Below are 17306 nucleotides of genomic sequence, written 5' to 3'. Positions count from 1 at the left end.
CACCCCCGCTACCGCGTGGTGACCGCCCGACCACGCCGCGCCACCACCGCCCACAGGTACACCCCGAGGCTGGCCCCGACCCCCAACGCCACACACACCGCCCCCGCCTGCACGAAATACTGCACCCCCGACACCTGATACACCGACAGCATCAACCCCTGGCACACGATCAGGCCCGGCAGCAACGCACCGGTGATACCGACCAGGGCCAGCGCCGACATCGGTAACCGCAACCGGTCCGCACACGCCGCCGCGAGGAACCCGAGCACCACCGCGGCGATCGGTCCCGCCCACGCCGAGGGCATGTTCCCCAGATGGATCAGCGTCTGGTTCACCGACGCGGTCACCAGACCCGCCACCGCGGCGGGCAGCAGCAGATCCTTGCCACCGGCATTGAACAGCGCGTTGCCGATCGCGCCGAGGACCGCGAACACCACACCCAGCCACACCGGAAGCACCGGCAGGTCCGCGCTCACGGGAACGCCGAGATCGAATCGCCACGACAACGACAGCACGAGCAGCCCACCCAGGACGATCCCACCGATGATCAATCCCGCACCGAGCGCACGCACCAGCGCCGACATGCTGTCTCCGCTCACCATGTCGATGGCGGTCGAAATCAGTTGAGGCAGTGGGGCGATCAACACCCAGGTGGTGGCGACCACCGTCGCCGCCTGCGCCACCGTCAACCAGTCGGCCAGATGACACAACCCGCCCAGGCTGCCCGCCAGCGCCGCTTGGACCGCGACACCGAACAGTTTCGGCACCCCCCACGCGCCGAATCCCCGACCGGTCACGTTCACCGCCAACTGGATGACTGCCGCCGCCGACGCCGCGAGCATCCCGCCACCGATCTGCACACAGATGCAGAACGCCAGCAACATCCCACCCGCCTGCACCCACCACCACGGAAATACCGGCGGACCGGAATCGGCGTCGGTCAACCGGCGGCATGCGGTTTCCGGGTCGAGCCGTTCGGTCACGGTCGCTCGCGCCACTGCTTTGACGCGGCGCATCCGGTCGCAGTCGAAGCTGTCCAGGCCGGCGGACTCACCCATTCGCGAGACCAGATGCCCCTGCCCGTCCTCGCACTGCACGATGAGCACCCGGCCCATCCCCGTCACCGTCAGCCGCGACAAGCCCCACGCCGCAGCGCACGCCCGCACCATGTCCTCGGCGGCGGCCGTGGCGTAGCCGCACTCGAGCGCGTCGGTTCCCAGCCGGGTCAGGAACTCGAGGGCCGCATCGAGGTGGGCAGTGCCGGTGCGGCCGGTGTCCTGGTTCGGCATAGAGCCAATCTAGGGGCGGCGGAACCGGCTCCCACGCCGACACGCAGGGCACTCAGCCGTCCCGCTCACCCACGGTCAGGTGGTCGTCGGAACCCCACACCCGCAACGCCAACCGGTCGCCCTCGCGCCGCCACTGCGACACCGAGGCGTTGGGTACCGGTTCCAGCGAATCCGGAACGGGCGCACCGAGGCCGTCGAGGATGTAGCGCAACGACACGACCACCGCGTCGTGGGTGACCAGCAGGACCTGCTCCCCGGCGGCGACGGCGTCGAGTTCGTCGAGGAAACCGCGCACCCGCACCGCCACGTCGGCCAGCGATTCGCCGCCGGGTGGGCGGTACACCCAGTTGCCGACCTGCTCGCGGCGCGACGCCTCCTCGGGGGCGCGTCGCCGGATCGCCCGGTAGGGGTGCAGTTCGAACACGCCCATCTCCCGGTCGCGCAGCCGTTCGTCGACAAGGGTGCGGATCGGGGGGAAGCGGCGTTCGCGTACCGCCGCGTCGGCCATCAACGCCCACGTCAGCCGCGTGCGCAGGTAGGGGGAACACACCACCAGGCCGGGGCGCTGCGAGCTCGACAACCCGGCCAGCCACCCACCCAGCCGCTGACACTGGGTGCGGCCGTATTCGCTGAGGTCCATCCCGGCGTCGGTGCCGCGCATCGGCCGGGTCTGCGTCGCGGGATCGGCGTACCAGACATTGGCTTCGCTCTGGGCGTGGCGGATGGCCCACAGTCCGCCGAGTGCCCGTGGCCGTGGCAGACCGTCGGGCACCTGCACCCACCCCCTGTCGCCGCGCTCGGCTGCCATCATGTTCCTCCCCGTTGCACCGGAATAGCGGCAGTGTCGCTCGCGTTGCATCGAACGAACTTGTACGCCTGTCCAGAATGTTCCGCCGGGCCGGCGCACCCATCCACGATGTGGCGCAGGAGGCCCGCTTGACCACAAGAGTAGAGATCTGGACCGACATCAACTGCCCGTTCTGCTACCTGGGCAAAGCCCGCTTCGAGCAGGCCCTGCACAGCTTCGAGCACCGTGACGACGTCGAAGTCGTGCACCGTTCCTACGAACTCGACCCCACCCTGCCCGCCGACGAGAGCGGTCCGGTGATCCCGCGCATCGCGGCCAAGTACGGCATCACCGTCGACCAGGCCGCCGCCAACGAACGCGCCATCGCCGCCCAGGCCGCCGAACTCGGCCTGCCCTACCAGAGCAGCGGCCGCGACTACGGCAGCAGCTTCGACATGCACCGGCTCCTGCACTTCGCTCTCGAACAGGGCCGCCAGGAGGCACTGCTCGACGCCCTCTACGCGGGCAACTTCGCCGAAGCCGAACCGGTCTTCGCCGACACCGAACGCCTCGTCGACCTCGCCGTACGCGCCGGTCTCGACGAAACCGCGGTCCGTGCCGTCCTCGCCGACCCCACCGCCTACGCCGACGCCGTCCGCCAGGACGAACGCACCGCCGCCCAGCTCGGCGTCACCGGCGTGCCGTTCTTCGTGTTCGACAACAAGTACGCCGTGTCGGGCGCCCAGCCCACCGAAGTGTTCGCCCAGGCGCTCACCACCGCCTACAACGACCGCCCGGCCCCGCTGGTCACCGTTGCCGAGGGCGAGTCCTGCGGGCCGGACGGCTGCGCGGTCTAACTCGCGCCGAGGTCGATGACGACCTTGATATCGGAGTGATCGCCCGGATCGAACGCCTCCAGGGCCCGCTCCAACGGCAACCGCCGGGTGATCAACCGGCCCAGCCACGCCGGGTCCGCCTTGGCCAGCGCCTGGGCCGCCAGCTCGTAGTGGTGCCGGTTGGCGTTGACCGACCCGAACACCACCGCGTTGTCGAGCACCATATTGCGGTTGACCGCGCCGACGTCGACCTCTGTGTCCTTGCCGGGGGAGGAGACACCGGTCAAGCAGATGATCACGCCCGGATTGTTCAGCTGGAGCAACTGCTGGGCGATCGCGGTGGCCGCCGTCGCCTCGATCACGATGTCGGCGTTGATCTTCTCACCGACATCGAGCGCCGAACCGGTGTGGAACGTGGCGCCGAGGTCTTCGACCAACTTCGGTTTGGGGCCCTCGGTGGAACGGTCGAGCACATGCACGTCCAAGCCGCGCTGCACACCGAGCAGCGCGGCGAGCAGACCGATCGGGCCCGCACCGGTGACCAGCACCGACTTCGGTTCGAACCAGGCCCTGGTGTTGATCTTCTCGATCTGGTCCCACGCCTTGGCCAGCACCGTCGTCGGTTCCATCAGCACACCCACCTCGGTGAGCGCCGGGTCCAGCTTGACCGTGTAGTCGGCGTCCACCACCCACGACGTCGACCCGTACCCGTCGATCTGCTTGATCCCGCGCTCGACGTACTCACCGTTGCGGCACATGTCGAACTCACCGTGCGCACACGCCCCGCACGGCACCGGATCGGGCCTGCGCACGATTCCGACGACGAGGTCACCGGGGGCGAAACCGCTGCCGTCGGGCGCGGTGCGTACTCGGCCCAGCGATTCGTGCCCGAGGACGAGGTGTTCGCGTCCCGGCGGCGCCCACCCGTAGATGCCCGAGGCGATCTCGCGGTCGGTGCCGCAGATGCCGAGCGAAATCCCGTCCACGAGAAGCTCGTTGGGGCCGGGCACCGGATCCGGGACATCGTCTATCCGCAACGATCCGGGTCGGTTCGGCACTACGGTCAAAGCGCGCATGTCGTTTCCCTTCCGACGAACTGCCCTGGCTATCCATTCGCGAACCTTGGTGAAACACGCACTACCTGGGATAACGGTACGGGACACGTGCGCTGAGGCGAAGAACTGTTCAGGTCGCGAATTGTTTGCAATCCGGGTCGTCGCCCCCGTCGGTTACCGTGGGAACCGCTCACCTCGACCGACCATGCCCACCGGAGGCGTCTTGCGCACCATTGTCCAGGTTCTGTGCCTGCTCGTCGCGCTCGTCTGCCTCGCCCCACCGGCCCAGGCCACACCGCCGGTCGTTCTCGACGACGCCACCGCCCGCAAGGTCGACGAACTGCTCGACGCCCGCACCCGCGCGGGCACCACCGACCGGGCCGTGCAAATCGAACGGATCTCCGCACGCCTGCTCGGCACCCCCTACGGGGCGAACATGCTGATCGGGTCGGCGAACACACCCGAGCAACTCGTCGTCGACCTGCGACGCGTCGACTGCTTCACCTTCCTCGACTACGTCGACGCCGCATCACGCTCGAGCACCGCCGAGCAGTTCTTCGACAACCTGATCGCCGCCCGCTACGTCGACAGCCGGGTCGAATTCACCCAGCGCAAACACTTCTTCACCGACTGGGCCAGCACACCGCGGATCTCGGCCACCGATATCACCGCCGACCTGAGCCCAGCCGCGATCACCACCACCAAGCACCTGAACGCCAAAGCCGACGGCACCACCTTCCTGCCCGGCGTCCCCGTCGTCGACCGGGCCGTCACCCACATCCCGTCCGGCGCCGTCGACGGGGGAGTGGTCGCCGGACTGCGCACCGGTGACTTCATCGGCGCCTACACCCCGGCCGCGGGCCTGGACGTCACCCACGTCGGCATCCTCGTCCACACCACCGACGGCCCGGTGTTCCGCAACGCCTCCTCCCTCGCCGAGCACAACCAGGTCGTCGACACCCCGCTGCTCGAGTACGTGCGCACCGTCCCTGGAATCCTGGTCCTGCGCCCCCGCTAGCCACCCTTGACTTCAGGTCGACCTGAACACCGACAGTGGTGCCATGACCACCTTCGGACACCGCCAGAGCCTGGGCTACGACCGCCGCGCCACCCGCCTGCTCACCGCGCTCTACCGCCGCATCAGCACCGACATCGACACCCTGGCCGCCCCCGGCGCCACCGTCCTCGATCTCGGCACCGGCCCCGGAAAACTCCTGGCGCACATCGCTACCCGGCGCCCCGACCTCACGCTGCACGGCCTCGACCTGTCCCCGCACATGATCGACATCGCCCGCCGCAACCTCGCCGGTCACCGGGCAGATCTCACCGTCGGCGACGTCACCGACCTGCCCTACCCCGACGCGAGCGTCGACCTGATCGTCTCCAGCCTCAGCATGCACGAATGGCCCGACCTGCCCGCCGCATTCCGCGAGATCCGTCGCGTCCTGCGCCCCGGCGCAACCGCCGCCCTCTACGACTTCCGCTTCGCCCGTACCCGCGAGATCCGCCGCACGGCAGGCGACATCGAACGTGAGAACATCCGCCTGCCATGGCATCCCGTCGCACTCGTCACCCGATACCGCCTGCACGCCGCCTAGAGTGCGACCATGGCGACCATCGGTGAGGTCGCGACCCGCTTCGGACTCGCGACCCACGTACTGCGGCACTGGGAAGACCAAGGCCTGCTCACCCCCGAACGCGACTCGGCAGGCAGGCGGGTATACCGCGACACCGACATCGACACGGTCGCCATGGTCGTCCTCGGCAAGAAGGCCGGGCTGACCCTCGAGGACCTGGCCACTCTGTTCACCCACGACCCCGACCGCGACACCCGCCGCCGCGTGTTGGAAACACAACGCGCGCGGCTCACCGAACAACTCGCCCGCACCCGCAGCGCCCTCGACGCGGTCACCCACGTCCTCGACTGCGACGCCGAGGACTTCCGCACCTGCCCGCACTTCCGCGCACACCTGGCAACCGTGCTGGACAAGCCATAGCCCGCACGTGCGACGATCGCTTCATGACCGGTGCACGCCCCCAGCAACTGAGCGACCTCGCCCGGCTGCGCCGCGTGCGCGACCGCATCGACCGCGAATACGCCCAACCCCTCGACGTGGAAGCACTGGCCCGAGGCGTGCACATGTCCGCCGGGCACCTGAGCCGCCAATTCCGTCTCGCCTACGGCGAATCGCCCTATTCGTACCTGATGACCCGGCGCATCGAACGTGCCATGGCGTTGCTGAGACTGGGCCGGATGAGCGTCACCGAGGTGTGCTTCGCCGTCGGCTCCTCCTCACTCGGCACGTTCAGTACACGATTCACCGAACTCGTCGGCGTCCCACCGAGCGTGTACCGCCAGCAGTACGCACCGACCGAGGGCATCCCGTCGTGCGTGGCCAAAGCGGTGACCAGACCGATCAGGAATCGAGAAGCAACCGGTTCCGGCGACCGTTAGCGTCGATCCCATGAACATCACCATTCACCAGAGTTACCTGCCCCAGGACGACCCCGACGCCGCGCTGGCCTTCTACCGCGACGCCCTCGGTTTCGAGATCCGCAACGACGTCGGCTACAACGGCATGCGCTGGATCACCGTCGGACCGAAGGGCCAGCCCGACACCTCGATCGTGCTGCACCCACCGGCCGCCGACCCCGGCATCACCGACGAGGAGAAGCGCGTCATCACCGAAATGATGGCCAAGGGCACCTACGCGGCCGTCAATCTCGCCACCGACGACCTCGACGCCCTGTTCGAGAAACTGCAGGCAGACGACGTGGAAGTGGTGCAGGAACCCACCGACCACCCCTACGGCATCCGTGACTGCGCCTTCCGCGACCCGGCGGGCAACATGATTCGCATCCAGCAGACGAAATAGTCGGACCCGACCGCTAGATTCGGTGGACGCCGAACGACCGAGGAGACCCATGAGCAAGACCGCAGCGCCTGCGCCGGCCGACAGCCACGATCTGATCCGGGTCACCGGCGCGCGGGTGAACAACCTGCGCGATGTCAGCGTCGAGATCCCCAAGCGCCGACTCACCGTGTTCACCGGCGTCTCCGGCTCCGGGAAGAGCTCTTTGGTCTTCGGCACCATCGCCGCCGAATCCCAGCGTCTCATCAACGAGACCTACAGCGCGTTCGTCCAGGGCTTCATGCCCACCCAGGCCCGCCCCGACGTCGACGTCCTCGACGGGCTCACCACCGCCATCCTCGTCGACCAGTCGCGTCTGGGTGCCGACCCGCGCTCCACGGTCGGCACCGTCACCGACGCCAACGCCATGCTGCGCATCCTGTTCAGCCGCCTCGGTGACCCGCACATCGGTTCCTCGCAGGCGTTCTCGTTCAACGTGGCCTCGATCAGCGGTTCCGGCGCGGTCGCGGTGGAGAAGAACGGGGTCACCGTCAAGGAGCGCCGCAGCTTCAACATCACCGGCGGCATGTGCCCCACCTGCGAGGGCAAGGGCAAGGTCAACGACATCGACCTCACCCAGCTCTACGACGAGAACAAATCCCTCGACGAAGGCCCGTTCACCATCCCCGGCTACAGCATGGACGGCTGGATGGGCCGCATCTACAAGGGCAGCGGCTTCTTCGACCCCGCCAAGCCGATCAAGAAGTACACCAAGAAACAGCTCGCCGACCTGCTGTACAAGGAACCGACCAAGATCAAGGTCGACGGCATCAACCTCACCTACGAGGGTCTGATCCCCAAGATCCGCAAGTCGATGCTGTCCAAGGACGTCGAATCACTGCAGCCGCACGTCCGCGCGTTCGTCGAGCGCGCCGTCACCTTCGGCACCTGTCCCGACTGCGAGGGCACCCGCCTCTCGGCCGAAGCCCGCTCGTCGAAGATCGAGGGCAAGAGCATCGCCGACGCCTGCGCCATGCAGATCACCGACCTCGCCGAATGGGTCAAGACCATCGACGACCCCTCGGTGGCGCCGCTGCTGGAATCACTGCGCGGCACCCTCGACTCGTTCGTCGAGATCGGCCTCGGCTACCTGTCGCTGTCGCGCCCGTCGGGCACCCTGTCCGGTGGTGAAGCGCAGCGCGTCAAGATGATCCGCCACCTCGGGTCCTCGCTCACCGACGTCACCTACGTCTTCGACGAACCGACCGCCGGCCTGCACCCACACGACATCCAGCGCATGAACGACCTGCTGCTTCGCCTGCGCGACAAGGGCAACACGGTGCTCGTCGTCGAACACAAGCCCGAAACCATCGTCATCGCCGACCACATCGTCGACCTCGGTCCCGCCGCCGGATCCAAGGGCGGAACGATCTGCTTCGAAGGCACCGTCGACGGATTGCGCACCAGCGACACCGTCACCGGCCGCCACTTCGACGACCGCGCCAAGGTCAAGGACTCGGTGCGAAAGTCGAACGGCGCCTTGCAGATCCGCGGCGCCACCGCCAACAACCTGCGCAAGGTCGACGTCGACATCCCGCTCGGTGTGCTCGTCGCCGTCACCGGGGTGGCCGGCTCCGGTAAGAGCTCGCTCGTGCACGGCTCCATCCCGGTCGACGAAGGTGTCATCTCCATCGACCAGGCCCCCATCAAGGGTTCGCGCCGCAGCAATCCCGCCACCTACACCGGCCTGCTCGACCACATCCGCAAGGCCTTCGCCAAAGCCACCGGCGCCAAACCCGCCCTGTTCAGCGCCAATTCCGAAGGGGCGTGCCCGAACTGCAACGGCGCGGGCGTCGTCTACACCGACCTGGCCATGATGGCCGGCGTGTCGACGATCTGCGAGGTGTGTGAGGGCAAGCGGTTCATGGCCGAAGTCCTCGAATACACCTTCGCGGGCAAGAACATCAGCGAGGTGCTGTCGATGCCCGTCGACGAGGCACGCGAGTTCTTCGGTGAGGGGCAGGCACGCACCCCGGCCGCGCACAAGATCCTCACCCACCTCACCGAGGTCGGCCTCGGCTACCTCACCATCGGTCAGCCGCTGACCACCCTGTCCGGCGGTGAACGCCAGCGCCTCAAGCTGGCCACCCACATGTCCGACAAGGGCGGGGTCTACATCCTCGACGAACCGACGACCGGTCTGCATCTGGCCGACGTCGAACAGCTACTCGGACTGCTCGATCGCCTCGTCGACTCCGGCAAGTCCGTCATCGTCGTCGAACACCACCAGGCCGTGATGGCCCACGCCGACTGGATCATCGACCTCGGCCCCGGCGCGGGCCACGACGGCGGCCAGATCGTGTTCGAGGGAACCCCCGCCGACCTCGTCGCCGCCCGCTCCACCCTCACCGGTGAGCACCTCGCCGAATACGTCGGAGCATGAAAAAGGCCCTCCCCCTGGAATCGGCCAGGGGGAGGGCCTTCGAAGTCGGACGACTAGTCGCGGTCGGGCGCAGCGACCTTGTTCAGTTCGAGTTGGTAGTACAAGAGGCCCAGCCCGAGGACAAGATTCAGCAGGAACCCGATCGCCGGGCTGCACGACGGCTCCAGCCCGGCGCTCTCCTGGGTGGCCCTGATCCGATTGCCCGTCCGCCAGTAGCTGACGATGAAACCGATCCCGGTCCACGACAGAAACAGCATCACCAGCAGGGGACCGGTGACCGGAGCCTCGGGATCACGCCGCTGCTCGGCCATCTCCTTGTGGATCTTGTAGTACCAGACGAAGAAGTAGATCCCGAACGTGATGAGCGGGAAGACCAGCCACACCAATACCGGGTTGCGACGCTGCACCGGTGATGGGGCGAGGGCTGTAGTCATGTCGGTGACACCTATCTGAATGCGAATGGAATGTCACAGCAGGGCTTTTCGGCGCCACCGCAACCTCGCAACGTACTGCACATCACCTACTCGCGCCACCCGAGGAAGACCGGCGGGGGAGTAGACCGAGGGTGAGGTGGTCGACCAGGTCGTCGAGGAGTTGCTCGGCGTCGTAGTCGGCGGTGTAGCCCGAACCGACGAACGTCGCCAGCCCCTGTAGCGCCGCGAGGGCGGTGACCCCGATGCGTTTCGGATCGCCGGGGATGATCTCGCCCGCGGCCTGCCCCTCGGCGATCAGCGCGATGGGTACGGCGAAGGCCCGCTCGGCGGCGTCGTGGATCTCGGTCTCGGTGGAGCTGTGCCTGCGCGCGAACATCAGCGGCAACAGCTCCGGGTTGTCGACGGCGAAGCGCAGATAGGTGTGGGCCAGGGTCCGCAGACGCGTCGTGATCGGGCCGTCGGTCGCGGCCTCTTCGAAGCAGGCGCCGAGTCGTCGCAGGCCGGTGACGGCCAGTGCGTCGAGCAAAGCCTGCTTGTCACGGAAATGCCTGCTGGGCGCCGCGTGACTGACGCCGGTGTCGCGGGCGAGCTGGCGCAACGACAGCCCGTCGGCGCCGACCGTACGCAGCGCCGCCTCGGCGTGCTGCAGCAGTGCGGCGCGGAGATCGCCGTGGTGATAGCGCGAATGCAGGGACATGGTGTTAGCAGGATATCCGACACACCCCTGAATGTTTGCATTGACTACTTTGTAGTCGGTGACTACATTTGCGCATGCCATGACTGACAACACCGCGCCGACGCGCCGACCGCGCAGCATGCCGATCCGTGACTGGCTAGCGCCGATCACGCTGGTCACCGTGCTGGCCGCGCTCCTGGGAACCATGTACCTCGGCTACACCGCCGACCCCGAGAAACACCTGCACGACTTCCCGATCGCCCTCGTCAACCAGGACGTCGGCGACACACTCGCGGGCAAACCCGCCAACCTCGGCGCGCAGATCACCACCGCGCTGGGGGAGCAGATCCCCGCCGAGAAGATCGACCTGCGCACCGTCGGCATCAACGAGGCACACCGGCAACTACGCAACGGTGAGGTGTACGGCGCCATCATCATTCCCGGCGACTTCACCAAACGCGTCGCCATCCTCGGCGCCGCCTCCGTCGTCACCGGCGACGTCGAACAGCCGATGATCTCCGTACTCACCAACCCCCGCGCGGGCACCCTCGCCGCCCAGATCATGCACACCATCGCCGACAAGGCGATGACCGAGGTCAACACCACCGTCGGCACCCAGCTCGCCGACCAGGTCCGCGTCGCGATCGGCAGCACACCGCTCAGCGGCGCCGCCCAGCTGCAACTCGCCAAACCCATCGACGTCGTCGTCAGCGCCTACCACCCACTGCCCGAAGGCACCGGCCAGGGCCTCGCCGCCTTCTTCTACACCCTGGTCCTGCTGATCGTCGGATTCAGCGGTGCCATGATGATCAACTCCCTCGTCGACGGATCCCTCGGCTTCATCCCCGCCGAATACGGGCCGTGGCACAAGCCGACCACCCCCGCACGGATCAGCCGCTGGCGCACCCTGCTCATCAAATGGGCCATCGCCGTCATCAGCGCCCCACTGGCCTCGGCCGCATTCCTCGCCGTCGGCGCCCTGCTCGACATGAGCATCGAACGCCCGCTCATGCTGTTCCTCTACGGCACCCTGGCCGTCATCGCCATCGCGGTCACCGGTCTGTCGGTGATGGCCGCCTTCGGCACCGCGGGCCTGATGATCAACCTCATCGTCTTCGTCGTCCTCGGCATCCCGTCGTCCTCGGGCACCATCCCGCTCGAAGCGACACCGCGCTGGATCGCCGACATGGCCTCGTTCGAACCGATGCACCAGATCTACCTCGCCGTGCGCGCCATCATGTTCTTCGACGGAAACCTCGAGGCAGGCTTGAGCCGTGGCCTCTGGATGACCATCGCCGGCCTGGCTATCGGGTTGGTCCTCGGTTTCGTGGCCACCCACGCCTATGATCTGCGTGGCCTGCATCGCCTCGGCCTCGATCACCGCCAGGAACCGGCAACCGTGGAAGGGCACTGATGCGAGAGTTCGAAACCCCGGCGTCGTACGTGATTCCGGACAACGCCAACAACTCCGACAGCGTGTTCCGGTACGGCCGAGAATCGCCCGACACGGTGCTGTTCAGTGTCGCGGGCGCCGACATCACCGCCGCCCAGTTCGCGAAAACCGTGACCGCCGTGGCGAAAGGCCTCATCGCCACCGGAATCGAACCCGGTGACCGGGTCGCCATCATGGCACCCACCCGCTACGAATGGGTCGTGCTCGACCACGCCATCTGGGCGGTAGGCGGCTGCACCGTAGCCATCTACGACAGTTCCGCCGCCGAACAGGCCAAATGGATCCTGCAGGACTCCGGCACCGGGTTGCTGATCGTCGACAGCGACAAGCACCGCCGCATCATCGGCGAGATCGCCGCCGACGCACTGCCTGACCTGCGTGAGATCCTGCAAATCGACAAGGGCGTCGTCGCCGAACTAACCGCACGTGGCGCTCACCTCGACGACGAGGCCGTCCACACCCGGCGCGCCGGTGTCGGCGCGGAATCGCCCGCGACCCTGATCTACACCTCCGGCACCACCGGCCGCCCCAAAGGTGTGCTGCTCACCCACGCCAACCTCTACGCCGAATCCAAATCCGACCGGCTCGCGCTGGGGGAGTTCGTCACCGAGGGCAACCGCACACTGATGTTCCTGCCGTTGGCACACGTCTTCGCCCGGGCGGTCACGCTCGCCGCGCTCGACGCGAAGGTGATCGTCGCCTTCAGCTCCGATTGGGCGACCCTCGTCGACCAATTCGCCGAGTTCCGGCCCGATTTCATCCTCGCCGTGCCGCGCGTGTTCGAGAAGGTGTTCAACGCCGCGAAACAGAAGGCACACGTCGGCGGCAAGGGCCGCGTCTTCGACCGAGCCACCGAGACCGCCATCGTGTGGAGCGAGACACTCGACACCGGTGGGCCGGGTCTGCTGCGCAAGCTGGAGCACGCCCTGTTCGACAAGCTCGTGTACGCGCAGTTGCGTCGCGCGCTCGGCGGTCGATGCGGTGCGGCGGTCTCCGGCGGCGGCCCACTCGGCGCACGGCTCGGGCATTTCTTCCGTGGCGCGGGCCTCCCGGTGTACGAAGGCTACGGCCTCACCGAGACCACCGCTGCCGTCACCGTGAACACCCCGCGCAACACCCGCGTCGGCACCGTCGGCCGACCCATCGAGGGCCACGGCATCAAGATCGCCGACGACGGTGAACTACTGCTGCGCGGACCTGTCGTCTTCGGCGAATACTGGGGCAACCCCGACGCCACCGCGGACGCCTTCGTCGACGGCTGGTTCCGCACCGGCGACCTGGGCGCCATCGACGCCGACGGCTACCTCACGATCACCGGCCGCAAGAAGGAAATCCTGGTCACCGCGGGTGGCAAGAACGTCTCACCAGGCCTCATGGAAGACGCCCTGCGCGCGCATCCAGTGGTCGGTCAGGCGATGGTCGTCGGTGACGGTCGCCCCTTCGTCGGTGCCCTCGTCACTCTCGACCCCGAAGCCCTTCCCGCTTGGAAACAGCGCAACAACATCCCTGCCGATACCCCTGTCGAAGACCTCGTCGACAATCCCACCCTCCGCGCGGACATCGACCAAGCTGTCGCCGACACCAACAAATTGGTCTCCAAGGCCGAGGGCATCAAGAAGGTCCGCATCCTGCCCGCCGACTGGACCGAAGCCACCGGCGAACTGACCCCGAAAATGTCCCTGCGCCGAGCCGAGGTCATGAAGAAGTACGCGTCCGAAGTAGAAGCGCTGTACAGCTGAGTCCTTCCCCAACCCCCTTATTTCGTCACAGTGACGAAATAAGGGGGTTGGGGGATGGAGGGGGAGCGCACGCGAGCCACCTCCCAGTCGGCCTTCTTCGTACCACCCGCAGATCAAGCCCCAGGCGGCGGCATTCATCCCGAATAGTCATGAATGGCCGGAGGCTCGAAATCGGCCGAAACGACTCGGCGCGAGCAAACCGTCTGGGTGGATGATTTTCTGGTGACAGGCTGATCCGAGCGAAGCGGGCCGGCTGTCGAACGGGGTCATGGGCACGCGGTGCGAAGTTGCATACGCTGCCACAAATGTTCTCGAAACCCCTACCAACCGACCCGGTTAAAACGCCGATAATGCACATTATGTCAGGTAGGCCGTTTCTGGGCAGCTCCAGACCACTGGGGATTTCCTCGTTTCAGCGCGGCGTCAACGTGATGGAGCCGATCTCCACCCCACCCAGGTACGCCGGGCCGGAGTATCCGCCACGTCCGTCGCTGATCAGGACGACGCGATGGCCGGGAAACAGATCGACGTAACCACCGTCGGGCGTGGGGTGAATCGGGTACCGCCCGATCAGGACCAGCTCCCCGCCCTCGACGCGCGCGTCGCGTTGCAGGAGCACGATGCCGGCCGACAACGTCGTGGACGTGTAGGTGCCGGGCTCGACATCGGCGGATGCTTGACCGACCGCGCCGAAGATCGTGGCCGCACCCACTGCCACACCGATCGCGGAAGTTCGGATCAACACTGGTCGGGACATCGTCGACTCCTGTGGGCTCGGGCCGTCAACTCTACGCCGCCTATCCCCTCTTCTCCGGTGCGAGAATCTCTGCCACCCATCGATTCAGCACATCGACAACAACGTCGGGCTGCTTCAGCCACCCCACGTGTCCCGACGGTTCGCCGAAATGGGCGCGGGTCGTTGTGGCGCAGGGGAAGAAACGCACCAGGGCATCCACGGCAGACGTGGGTGCGAGCTGGTCGCTTCCGAACGAGATCGCCAGGAGCGGAATACTCCTATCCGGAAGCGCGACCGGCTTCTCGGACCACGAACCGGTACGGGCCATGCGTGCCCAGTCCTCGATGAGCTGTGCCGACTGTCTGCCGAAGCCGAATCTGCGGCCCTCGAACACGCCTTGCGCGTGGGCTATTCCGGCGAAGACCGTGGGCAACACCAGAGGCACGAGGCGTGCGCGCCCGGTGAAGGCCCGCCAGTGTGGTGTGCCTGCGGCGACGAGCGCGAGCCCGTCGAACTCCCCCGGCGACATCGACTCGAGGGCGGCGGCCAGCTGTCCACCGAGGCTGTGCCCTATCAAGACCAGCGGTCCGGTCCCCTGCCCACGCGCCCAGGTGATGGCCTCGGTCAGGTCGCCCGCAACCAAGTCGGCGTAGCCGAACCGCGTGCCTCGGGAAATGACCAGGTCGCTGGCTCCCTGCCCCCGGTAGTCGAGTGTCAGCACGTGAAATCCCTGCGCTTGTGCCGCTTCGGAGAAGCGCTGATAGTGGCGTGCAACGACCCCGAGGGCAGGCAGGACCAGCAACGTCGGCGTGCCGGGTCGACCCGGAAACCAGTGCGCGACAGCGCCGCTGGACATTGCGGTCGCGCTCATCGACCGGTACCCCGGATCTTGCGGCGTAGCCGAGCAGGTGCCCGCCGGGCGATCTCGGCGACGCCGGTGGTGCGTCGGGGTCGCCGCACCAACTCCCCCGCACAATTCGGGCACACTCCGTGATCCGCCGTGCACGCCGGACAGTAGGTGCATTCGTAACTGCAGATGAACGCTTCGGCGTCGTCGCGCAACGGCGCGGCACAGGTTTCGCAGGTGGACTTCATCTTCAGCATCACGGCCACTCCCTCAATCTCACATACAAATTGTATGTCACCTACAATGTGTACGTCACTGGCGGAGGGAAGGCAAGATGGCATCGGTTCGCGAAGAGAACGCCGCACGTACACGGGCGAGGTTGATCTCGGTCGGCATCGCGTTGTTCGCCGAGCACGGTTTCGCCGAGGTGACGACCGCACAGGTCTGCGAGGCCGCCGGTGTCACCCGGGGCGCGCTGTACCACCACTTCGGCAGCATGGTCGGGCTGATGGAGGCCTGTTTCGCCGAGGTCGATCACGGGGTGGTCGACACCTTGTCGAAGCATGCGCTGACAGGCCGACCGAACGAACGCGTGCATGCGGTCACCCACGCATTCGTCGACCAGCTGGCCGACAAGACTGTCCGCCAGATCCTGTTCGTAGAAGCCCCCGCCGCTCTCGGCTGGACCCGCTGGCGCGAAATCGACGGCGGCCGCTCCCTCGCCCTCGTCAAAGACCTCCTAGTAGCCGCCCACGATCAGGGCGATCTACTCCCCCGCCACAATCCGAAAGTGCTGGCACACCTGCTGTTGGGCGGCCTCAACGAACTCGCGATGTTCGTAGCCACCTCCCGCTCCCGCGAAAACGCACTGACCGCCGCCCACACCGAACTCGACGCGGTACTCGACGGCATGTTCGCGTCCGCCCACGACGAATCGCTGCGCGGTTAGTTCGCAGGATTTCGCCGATGCGGTGGAATGAGGGCGTGCCAAGGTCATCGCGCTACGGCGAGCACCGCCGCAAGCCCCTGGCGAAGGTCGTCGACGAAGTACTCCGGAACCTCGAGTGACGGGAAATGGCCGCCGGTCGGAGGTTCCGTCCACCGGACGATTCTCCGATAGCGTTGCTGCGCCCACGGTCGCGGGCATTTCTCGATGTCGGCCGGGTACATCGTGATCGCCGACGGGACGTCCACGCGAAGGTCGGGGTCGAGGGAGGCGTGGCTTTCGTAGTAGATGCGGGCTGCCGAGGCGCCGGTGCGGGTCAGCCAGTAGAGGGTGACGTCGTCGAGGATGCGGTCCATGGGGATCGTTTCGAACGGGGTGTCGTCGGTGTCGGACCACTCGGCGAACTTGTCGAGGATCCAGGCCAGGAGTCCGACCGGTGAGTCGACGAGGGAGTAGCCGATGGTCTGCGGTCGGGTCGCCTGCTGCTTGGCATAGGCGGCGCGGTATTGCCAGAAGTCGCGGGTTTCCTCGGTCCACCGGCGTTCGATCGGCGTCAGTCCGTCTGTTGTGAGCCCGGGCGGTGCTTCGGCGAACAGCGTGTGGATGCCGAGAACACGGTCCGGGAACCTGCCGGCGAGCACGGTGGTGATGTTGCCGCCCCAGTCGCCGCCGTGTGCCAGGAACTGCCGGTAGCCGAGCCTGTCCATCAGTTCCACCCATGCGGCGGCGATCTTTTCGGTGCCCCACCCTGTGGTGGTCGGTTTGTCGCTGTAGCCGAAGCCCGGTAGCGAGGGGACGACGACGTGGAATGCCGGTGCGGCGGCATCTTTCGGGTCGGCCAGTTCGTCGACGATGTCGGTGAATTCGGCGACGCTGCCAGGCCAGCCGTGCGTCATGATCAGTGGTGTGGCGTCGGTGCGTGGGGACCGGCGGTGCAGGAAGTGGATGCCGAGACCGTCGATGGTCGTGCGGAACTGCCCGATCTGGTGGAGGCGCTCTTCGAACGAGCGCCAGTCGTATCCGCTGCGCCAGTAACGCACCACCTCGACGAGGTCGGCGCGCGGAACGCCCTGATCCCATCGGCGCGGGTCGGGTCCCGGTCGGTAGACCGTCTCCGCTTCCGGCAACCGCGCCGCGGCCAATCGTGCACGCAGGTCGTCGAGTTCGGCGTCTGTCGCGCGGGCTTCGAATGCTTGTACGTCCATGCGTACCG

The 17306-nt window shown here is 67.0% G+C and carries 19 protein-coding genes; 10 read left to right on the top strand and 9 right to left on the bottom strand.

The window, feature by feature from the left end; genetic code table 11:
- Positions 1-8: 8 nt before the first annotated feature.
- Both LDL21_RS11115 and LDL21_RS11110 read right to left on the bottom strand, forming a co-directional pair.
- Positions 9-1289: a threonine/serine exporter family protein gene (locus LDL21_RS11115; RefSeq protein ID WP_225279921.1), complete on the bottom strand. Its 1281-nt coding sequence runs from the start codon at positions 1287-1289 to the stop codon at positions 9-11.
- Positions 1290-1341: 52 nt separating this feature from the next.
- Positions 1342-2097: a histidine phosphatase family protein gene (locus LDL21_RS11110; protein ID WP_225279920.1), complete on the bottom strand. Its 756-nt coding sequence runs from the start codon at positions 2095-2097 to the stop codon at positions 1342-1344.
- A gap of 128 nt (positions 2098-2225) precedes the next feature.
- On the opposite strand from LDL21_RS11110, the gene LDL21_RS11105 reads away from it, so the two are divergent.
- Positions 2226-2933, top strand: coding sequence for a DsbA family oxidoreductase (locus LDL21_RS11105; RefSeq protein ID WP_225279919.1), 708 nt, complete (start codon positions 2226-2228; stop codon positions 2931-2933).
- On the opposite strand, the gene LDL21_RS11100 is transcribed toward LDL21_RS11105, so the two are convergent.
- Positions 2930-3988 (bottom strand): glucose 1-dehydrogenase, encoded by a 1059-nt coding sequence (locus LDL21_RS11100; protein WP_225279918.1) that lies wholly within the window; start codon positions 3986-3988, stop codon positions 2930-2932. The genes LDL21_RS11105 and LDL21_RS11100 overlap by 4 nt on opposite strands.
- A gap of 184 nt (positions 3989-4172) precedes the next feature.
- On the opposite strand from LDL21_RS11100, the gene LDL21_RS11095 reads away from it, so the two are divergent.
- From LDL21_RS11095 to LDL21_RS11070, 6 genes are read left to right on the top strand one after another with little or no spacing between them, the layout of a single operon-like run.
- Entirely contained in the window at positions 4173-4985 is an 813-nt protein-coding gene (locus LDL21_RS11095) for an N-acetylmuramoyl-L-alanine amidase-like domain-containing protein (protein WP_443678041.1), read from the top strand.
- Between the two features lie 43 nt (positions 4986-5028).
- Positions 5029-5565 (top strand): class I SAM-dependent methyltransferase, encoded by a 537-nt coding sequence (locus LDL21_RS11090; RefSeq protein ID WP_225279916.1) that lies wholly within the window; start codon positions 5029-5031, stop codon positions 5563-5565.
- Positions 5566-5574: 9 nt separating this feature from the next.
- The gene (locus LDL21_RS11085; RefSeq protein WP_225279915.1) at positions 5575-5964 is read left to right on the top strand and encodes a MerR family transcriptional regulator; all 390 of its coding nucleotides are present in this window, start codon (positions 5575-5577) and stop codon (positions 5962-5964) included.
- Between the two features lie 23 nt (positions 5965-5987).
- On the top strand, positions 5988-6422 hold the full coding sequence (locus LDL21_RS11080; protein WP_181695953.1) for a helix-turn-helix transcriptional regulator: 435 nt from the start codon (positions 5988-5990) through the stop codon (positions 6420-6422).
- Between the two features lie 10 nt (positions 6423-6432).
- Positions 6433-6843, top strand: coding sequence for a VOC family protein (locus LDL21_RS11075; RefSeq protein WP_181695952.1), 411 nt, complete (start codon positions 6433-6435; stop codon positions 6841-6843).
- 49 nt (positions 6844-6892) lie between these two features.
- Positions 6893-9262, top strand: a complete 2370-nt coding sequence (locus LDL21_RS11070) for an ATP-binding cassette domain-containing protein (protein ID WP_225279914.1) — start codon at positions 6893-6895, stop codon at positions 9260-9262.
- Positions 9263-9315: 53 nt separating this feature from the next.
- Here LDL21_RS11070 and LDL21_RS11065 read toward each other — a convergent pair whose 3' ends face one another.
- Together LDL21_RS11065 and LDL21_RS11060 are read right to left on the bottom strand one after the other, a co-directional pair.
- Entirely contained in the window at positions 9316-9696 is a 381-nt protein-coding gene (locus LDL21_RS11065; protein WP_181695950.1) for a DUF4234 domain-containing protein, read from the bottom strand.
- Between the two features lie 82 nt (positions 9697-9778).
- Entirely contained in the window at positions 9779-10393 is a 615-nt protein-coding gene (locus LDL21_RS11060; protein ID WP_225279913.1) for a TetR/AcrR family transcriptional regulator, read from the bottom strand.
- Between the two features lie 79 nt (positions 10394-10472).
- Here LDL21_RS11060 and LDL21_RS11055 point away from each other — a divergent pair, with 79 nt between their 5' ends.
- Together LDL21_RS11055 and LDL21_RS11050 are read left to right on the top strand one after the other, a co-directional pair.
- Positions 10473-11786, top strand: coding sequence for a YhgE/Pip domain-containing protein (locus tag LDL21_RS11055; protein WP_225279912.1), 1314 nt, complete (start codon positions 10473-10475; stop codon positions 11784-11786).
- Complete coding sequence (locus LDL21_RS11050; protein WP_225279911.1) at positions 11786-13564, top strand: AMP-dependent synthetase/ligase; 1779 nt, start codon at positions 11786-11788, stop codon at positions 13562-13564. Before LDL21_RS11055 ends, LDL21_RS11050 begins: the two co-directional genes overlap by 1 nt.
- Before the next feature lie 412 nt (positions 13565-13976).
- Here the strand turns inward: LDL21_RS11050 and LDL21_RS11045 are convergent, their stop codons facing one another.
- The 3 genes from LDL21_RS11045 to LDL21_RS11035 are packed head-to-tail and all read right to left on the bottom strand — an operon-like array spanning position 13977 to position 15404.
- Positions 13977-14321 (bottom strand): hypothetical protein, encoded by a 345-nt coding sequence (locus LDL21_RS11045; RefSeq protein ID WP_225279910.1) that lies wholly within the window; start codon positions 14319-14321, stop codon positions 13977-13979.
- A gap of 40 nt (positions 14322-14361) precedes the next feature.
- Positions 14362-15171: an alpha/beta hydrolase family protein gene (locus tag LDL21_RS11040; protein WP_225279909.1), complete on the bottom strand. Its 810-nt coding sequence runs from the start codon at positions 15169-15171 to the stop codon at positions 14362-14364.
- Entirely contained in the window at positions 15168-15404 is a 237-nt protein-coding gene (locus tag LDL21_RS11035; RefSeq protein WP_225279908.1) for a DUF1272 domain-containing protein, read from the bottom strand. Before LDL21_RS11035 ends, LDL21_RS11040 begins: the two co-directional genes overlap by 4 nt.
- Before the next feature lie 77 nt (positions 15405-15481).
- On the opposite strand from LDL21_RS11035, the gene LDL21_RS11030 reads away from it, so the two are divergent.
- On the top strand, positions 15482-16096 hold the full coding sequence (locus tag LDL21_RS11030; RefSeq protein WP_225279907.1) for a TetR/AcrR family transcriptional regulator: 615 nt from the start codon (positions 15482-15484) through the stop codon (positions 16094-16096).
- Positions 16097-16140: 44 nt separating this feature from the next.
- On the opposite strand, the gene LDL21_RS11025 is transcribed toward LDL21_RS11030, so the two are convergent.
- Positions 16141-17298, bottom strand: a complete 1158-nt coding sequence (locus LDL21_RS11025; RefSeq protein ID WP_225279906.1) for an epoxide hydrolase family protein — start codon at positions 17296-17298, stop codon at positions 16141-16143.
- Positions 17299-17306: the final 8 nt, after the last annotated feature.

Origin of the sequence: Nocardia rosealba (assembly GCF_020216065.1) — a bacterium.
GTDB classification, from domain to species: domain Bacteria; phylum Actinomycetota; class Actinomycetes; order Mycobacteriales; family Mycobacteriaceae; genus Nocardia; species Nocardia rosealba.
The sequence above is the reverse complement of the archived record's forward strand: the minus strand, read 5'-3'. Positions and strand labels throughout refer to the sequence as shown.

Coding starts and splice junctions, on each gene's coding strand:
- LDL21_RS11115 (WP_225279921.1), bottom strand. CDS start 1,289: ATGCCGAACCAGGACACCGGCCGCACCGGCACTGCCCACCTCGATGCG.
- LDL21_RS11110 (WP_225279920.1), bottom strand. CDS start 2,097: ATGGCAGCCGAGCGCGGCGACAGGGGGTGGGTGCAGGTGCCCGACGGT.
- LDL21_RS11100 (WP_225279918.1), bottom strand. CDS start 3,988: ATGCGCGCTTTGACCGTAGTGCCGAACCGACCCGGATCGTTGCGGATA.
- LDL21_RS11095 (WP_443678041.1), top strand. CDS start 4,173: ATGCCCACCGGAGGCGTCTTGCGCACCATTGTCCAGGTTCTGTGCCTG.
- LDL21_RS11090 (WP_225279916.1), top strand. CDS start 5,029: ATGACCACCTTCGGACACCGCCAGAGCCTGGGCTACGACCGCCGCGCC.
- LDL21_RS11085 (WP_225279915.1), top strand. CDS start 5,575: ATGGCGACCATCGGTGAGGTCGCGACCCGCTTCGGACTCGCGACCCAC.
- LDL21_RS11080 (WP_181695953.1), top strand. CDS start 5,988: ATGACCGGTGCACGCCCCCAGCAACTGAGCGACCTCGCCCGGCTGCGC.
- LDL21_RS11075 (WP_181695952.1), top strand. CDS start 6,433: ATGAACATCACCATTCACCAGAGTTACCTGCCCCAGGACGACCCCGAC.
- LDL21_RS11070 (WP_225279914.1), top strand. CDS start 6,893: ATGAGCAAGACCGCAGCGCCTGCGCCGGCCGACAGCCACGATCTGATC.
- LDL21_RS11065 (WP_181695950.1), bottom strand. CDS start 9,696: ATGACTACAGCCCTCGCCCCATCACCGGTGCAGCGTCGCAACCCGGTA.
- LDL21_RS11060 (WP_225279913.1), bottom strand. CDS start 10,393: ATGTCCCTGCATTCGCGCTATCACCACGGCGATCTCCGCGCCGCACTG.
- LDL21_RS11055 (WP_225279912.1), top strand. CDS start 10,473: ATGACTGACAACACCGCGCCGACGCGCCGACCGCGCAGCATGCCGATC.
- LDL21_RS11050 (WP_225279911.1), top strand. CDS start 11,786: ATGCGAGAGTTCGAAACCCCGGCGTCGTACGTGATTCCGGACAACGCC.
- LDL21_RS11045 (WP_225279910.1), bottom strand. CDS start 14,321: ATGTCCCGACCAGTGTTGATCCGAACTTCCGCGATCGGTGTGGCAGTG.
- LDL21_RS11040 (WP_225279909.1), bottom strand. CDS start 15,171: ATGAGCGCGACCGCAATGTCCAGCGGCGCTGTCGCGCACTGGTTTCCG.
- LDL21_RS11035 (WP_225279908.1), bottom strand. CDS start 15,404: ATGCTGAAGATGAAGTCCACCTGCGAAACCTGTGCCGCGCCGTTGCGC.
- LDL21_RS11030 (WP_225279907.1), top strand. CDS start 15,482: ATGGCATCGGTTCGCGAAGAGAACGCCGCACGTACACGGGCGAGGTTG.
- LDL21_RS11025 (WP_225279906.1), bottom strand. CDS start 17,298: ATGGACGTACAAGCATTCGAAGCCCGCGCGACAGACGCCGAACTCGAC.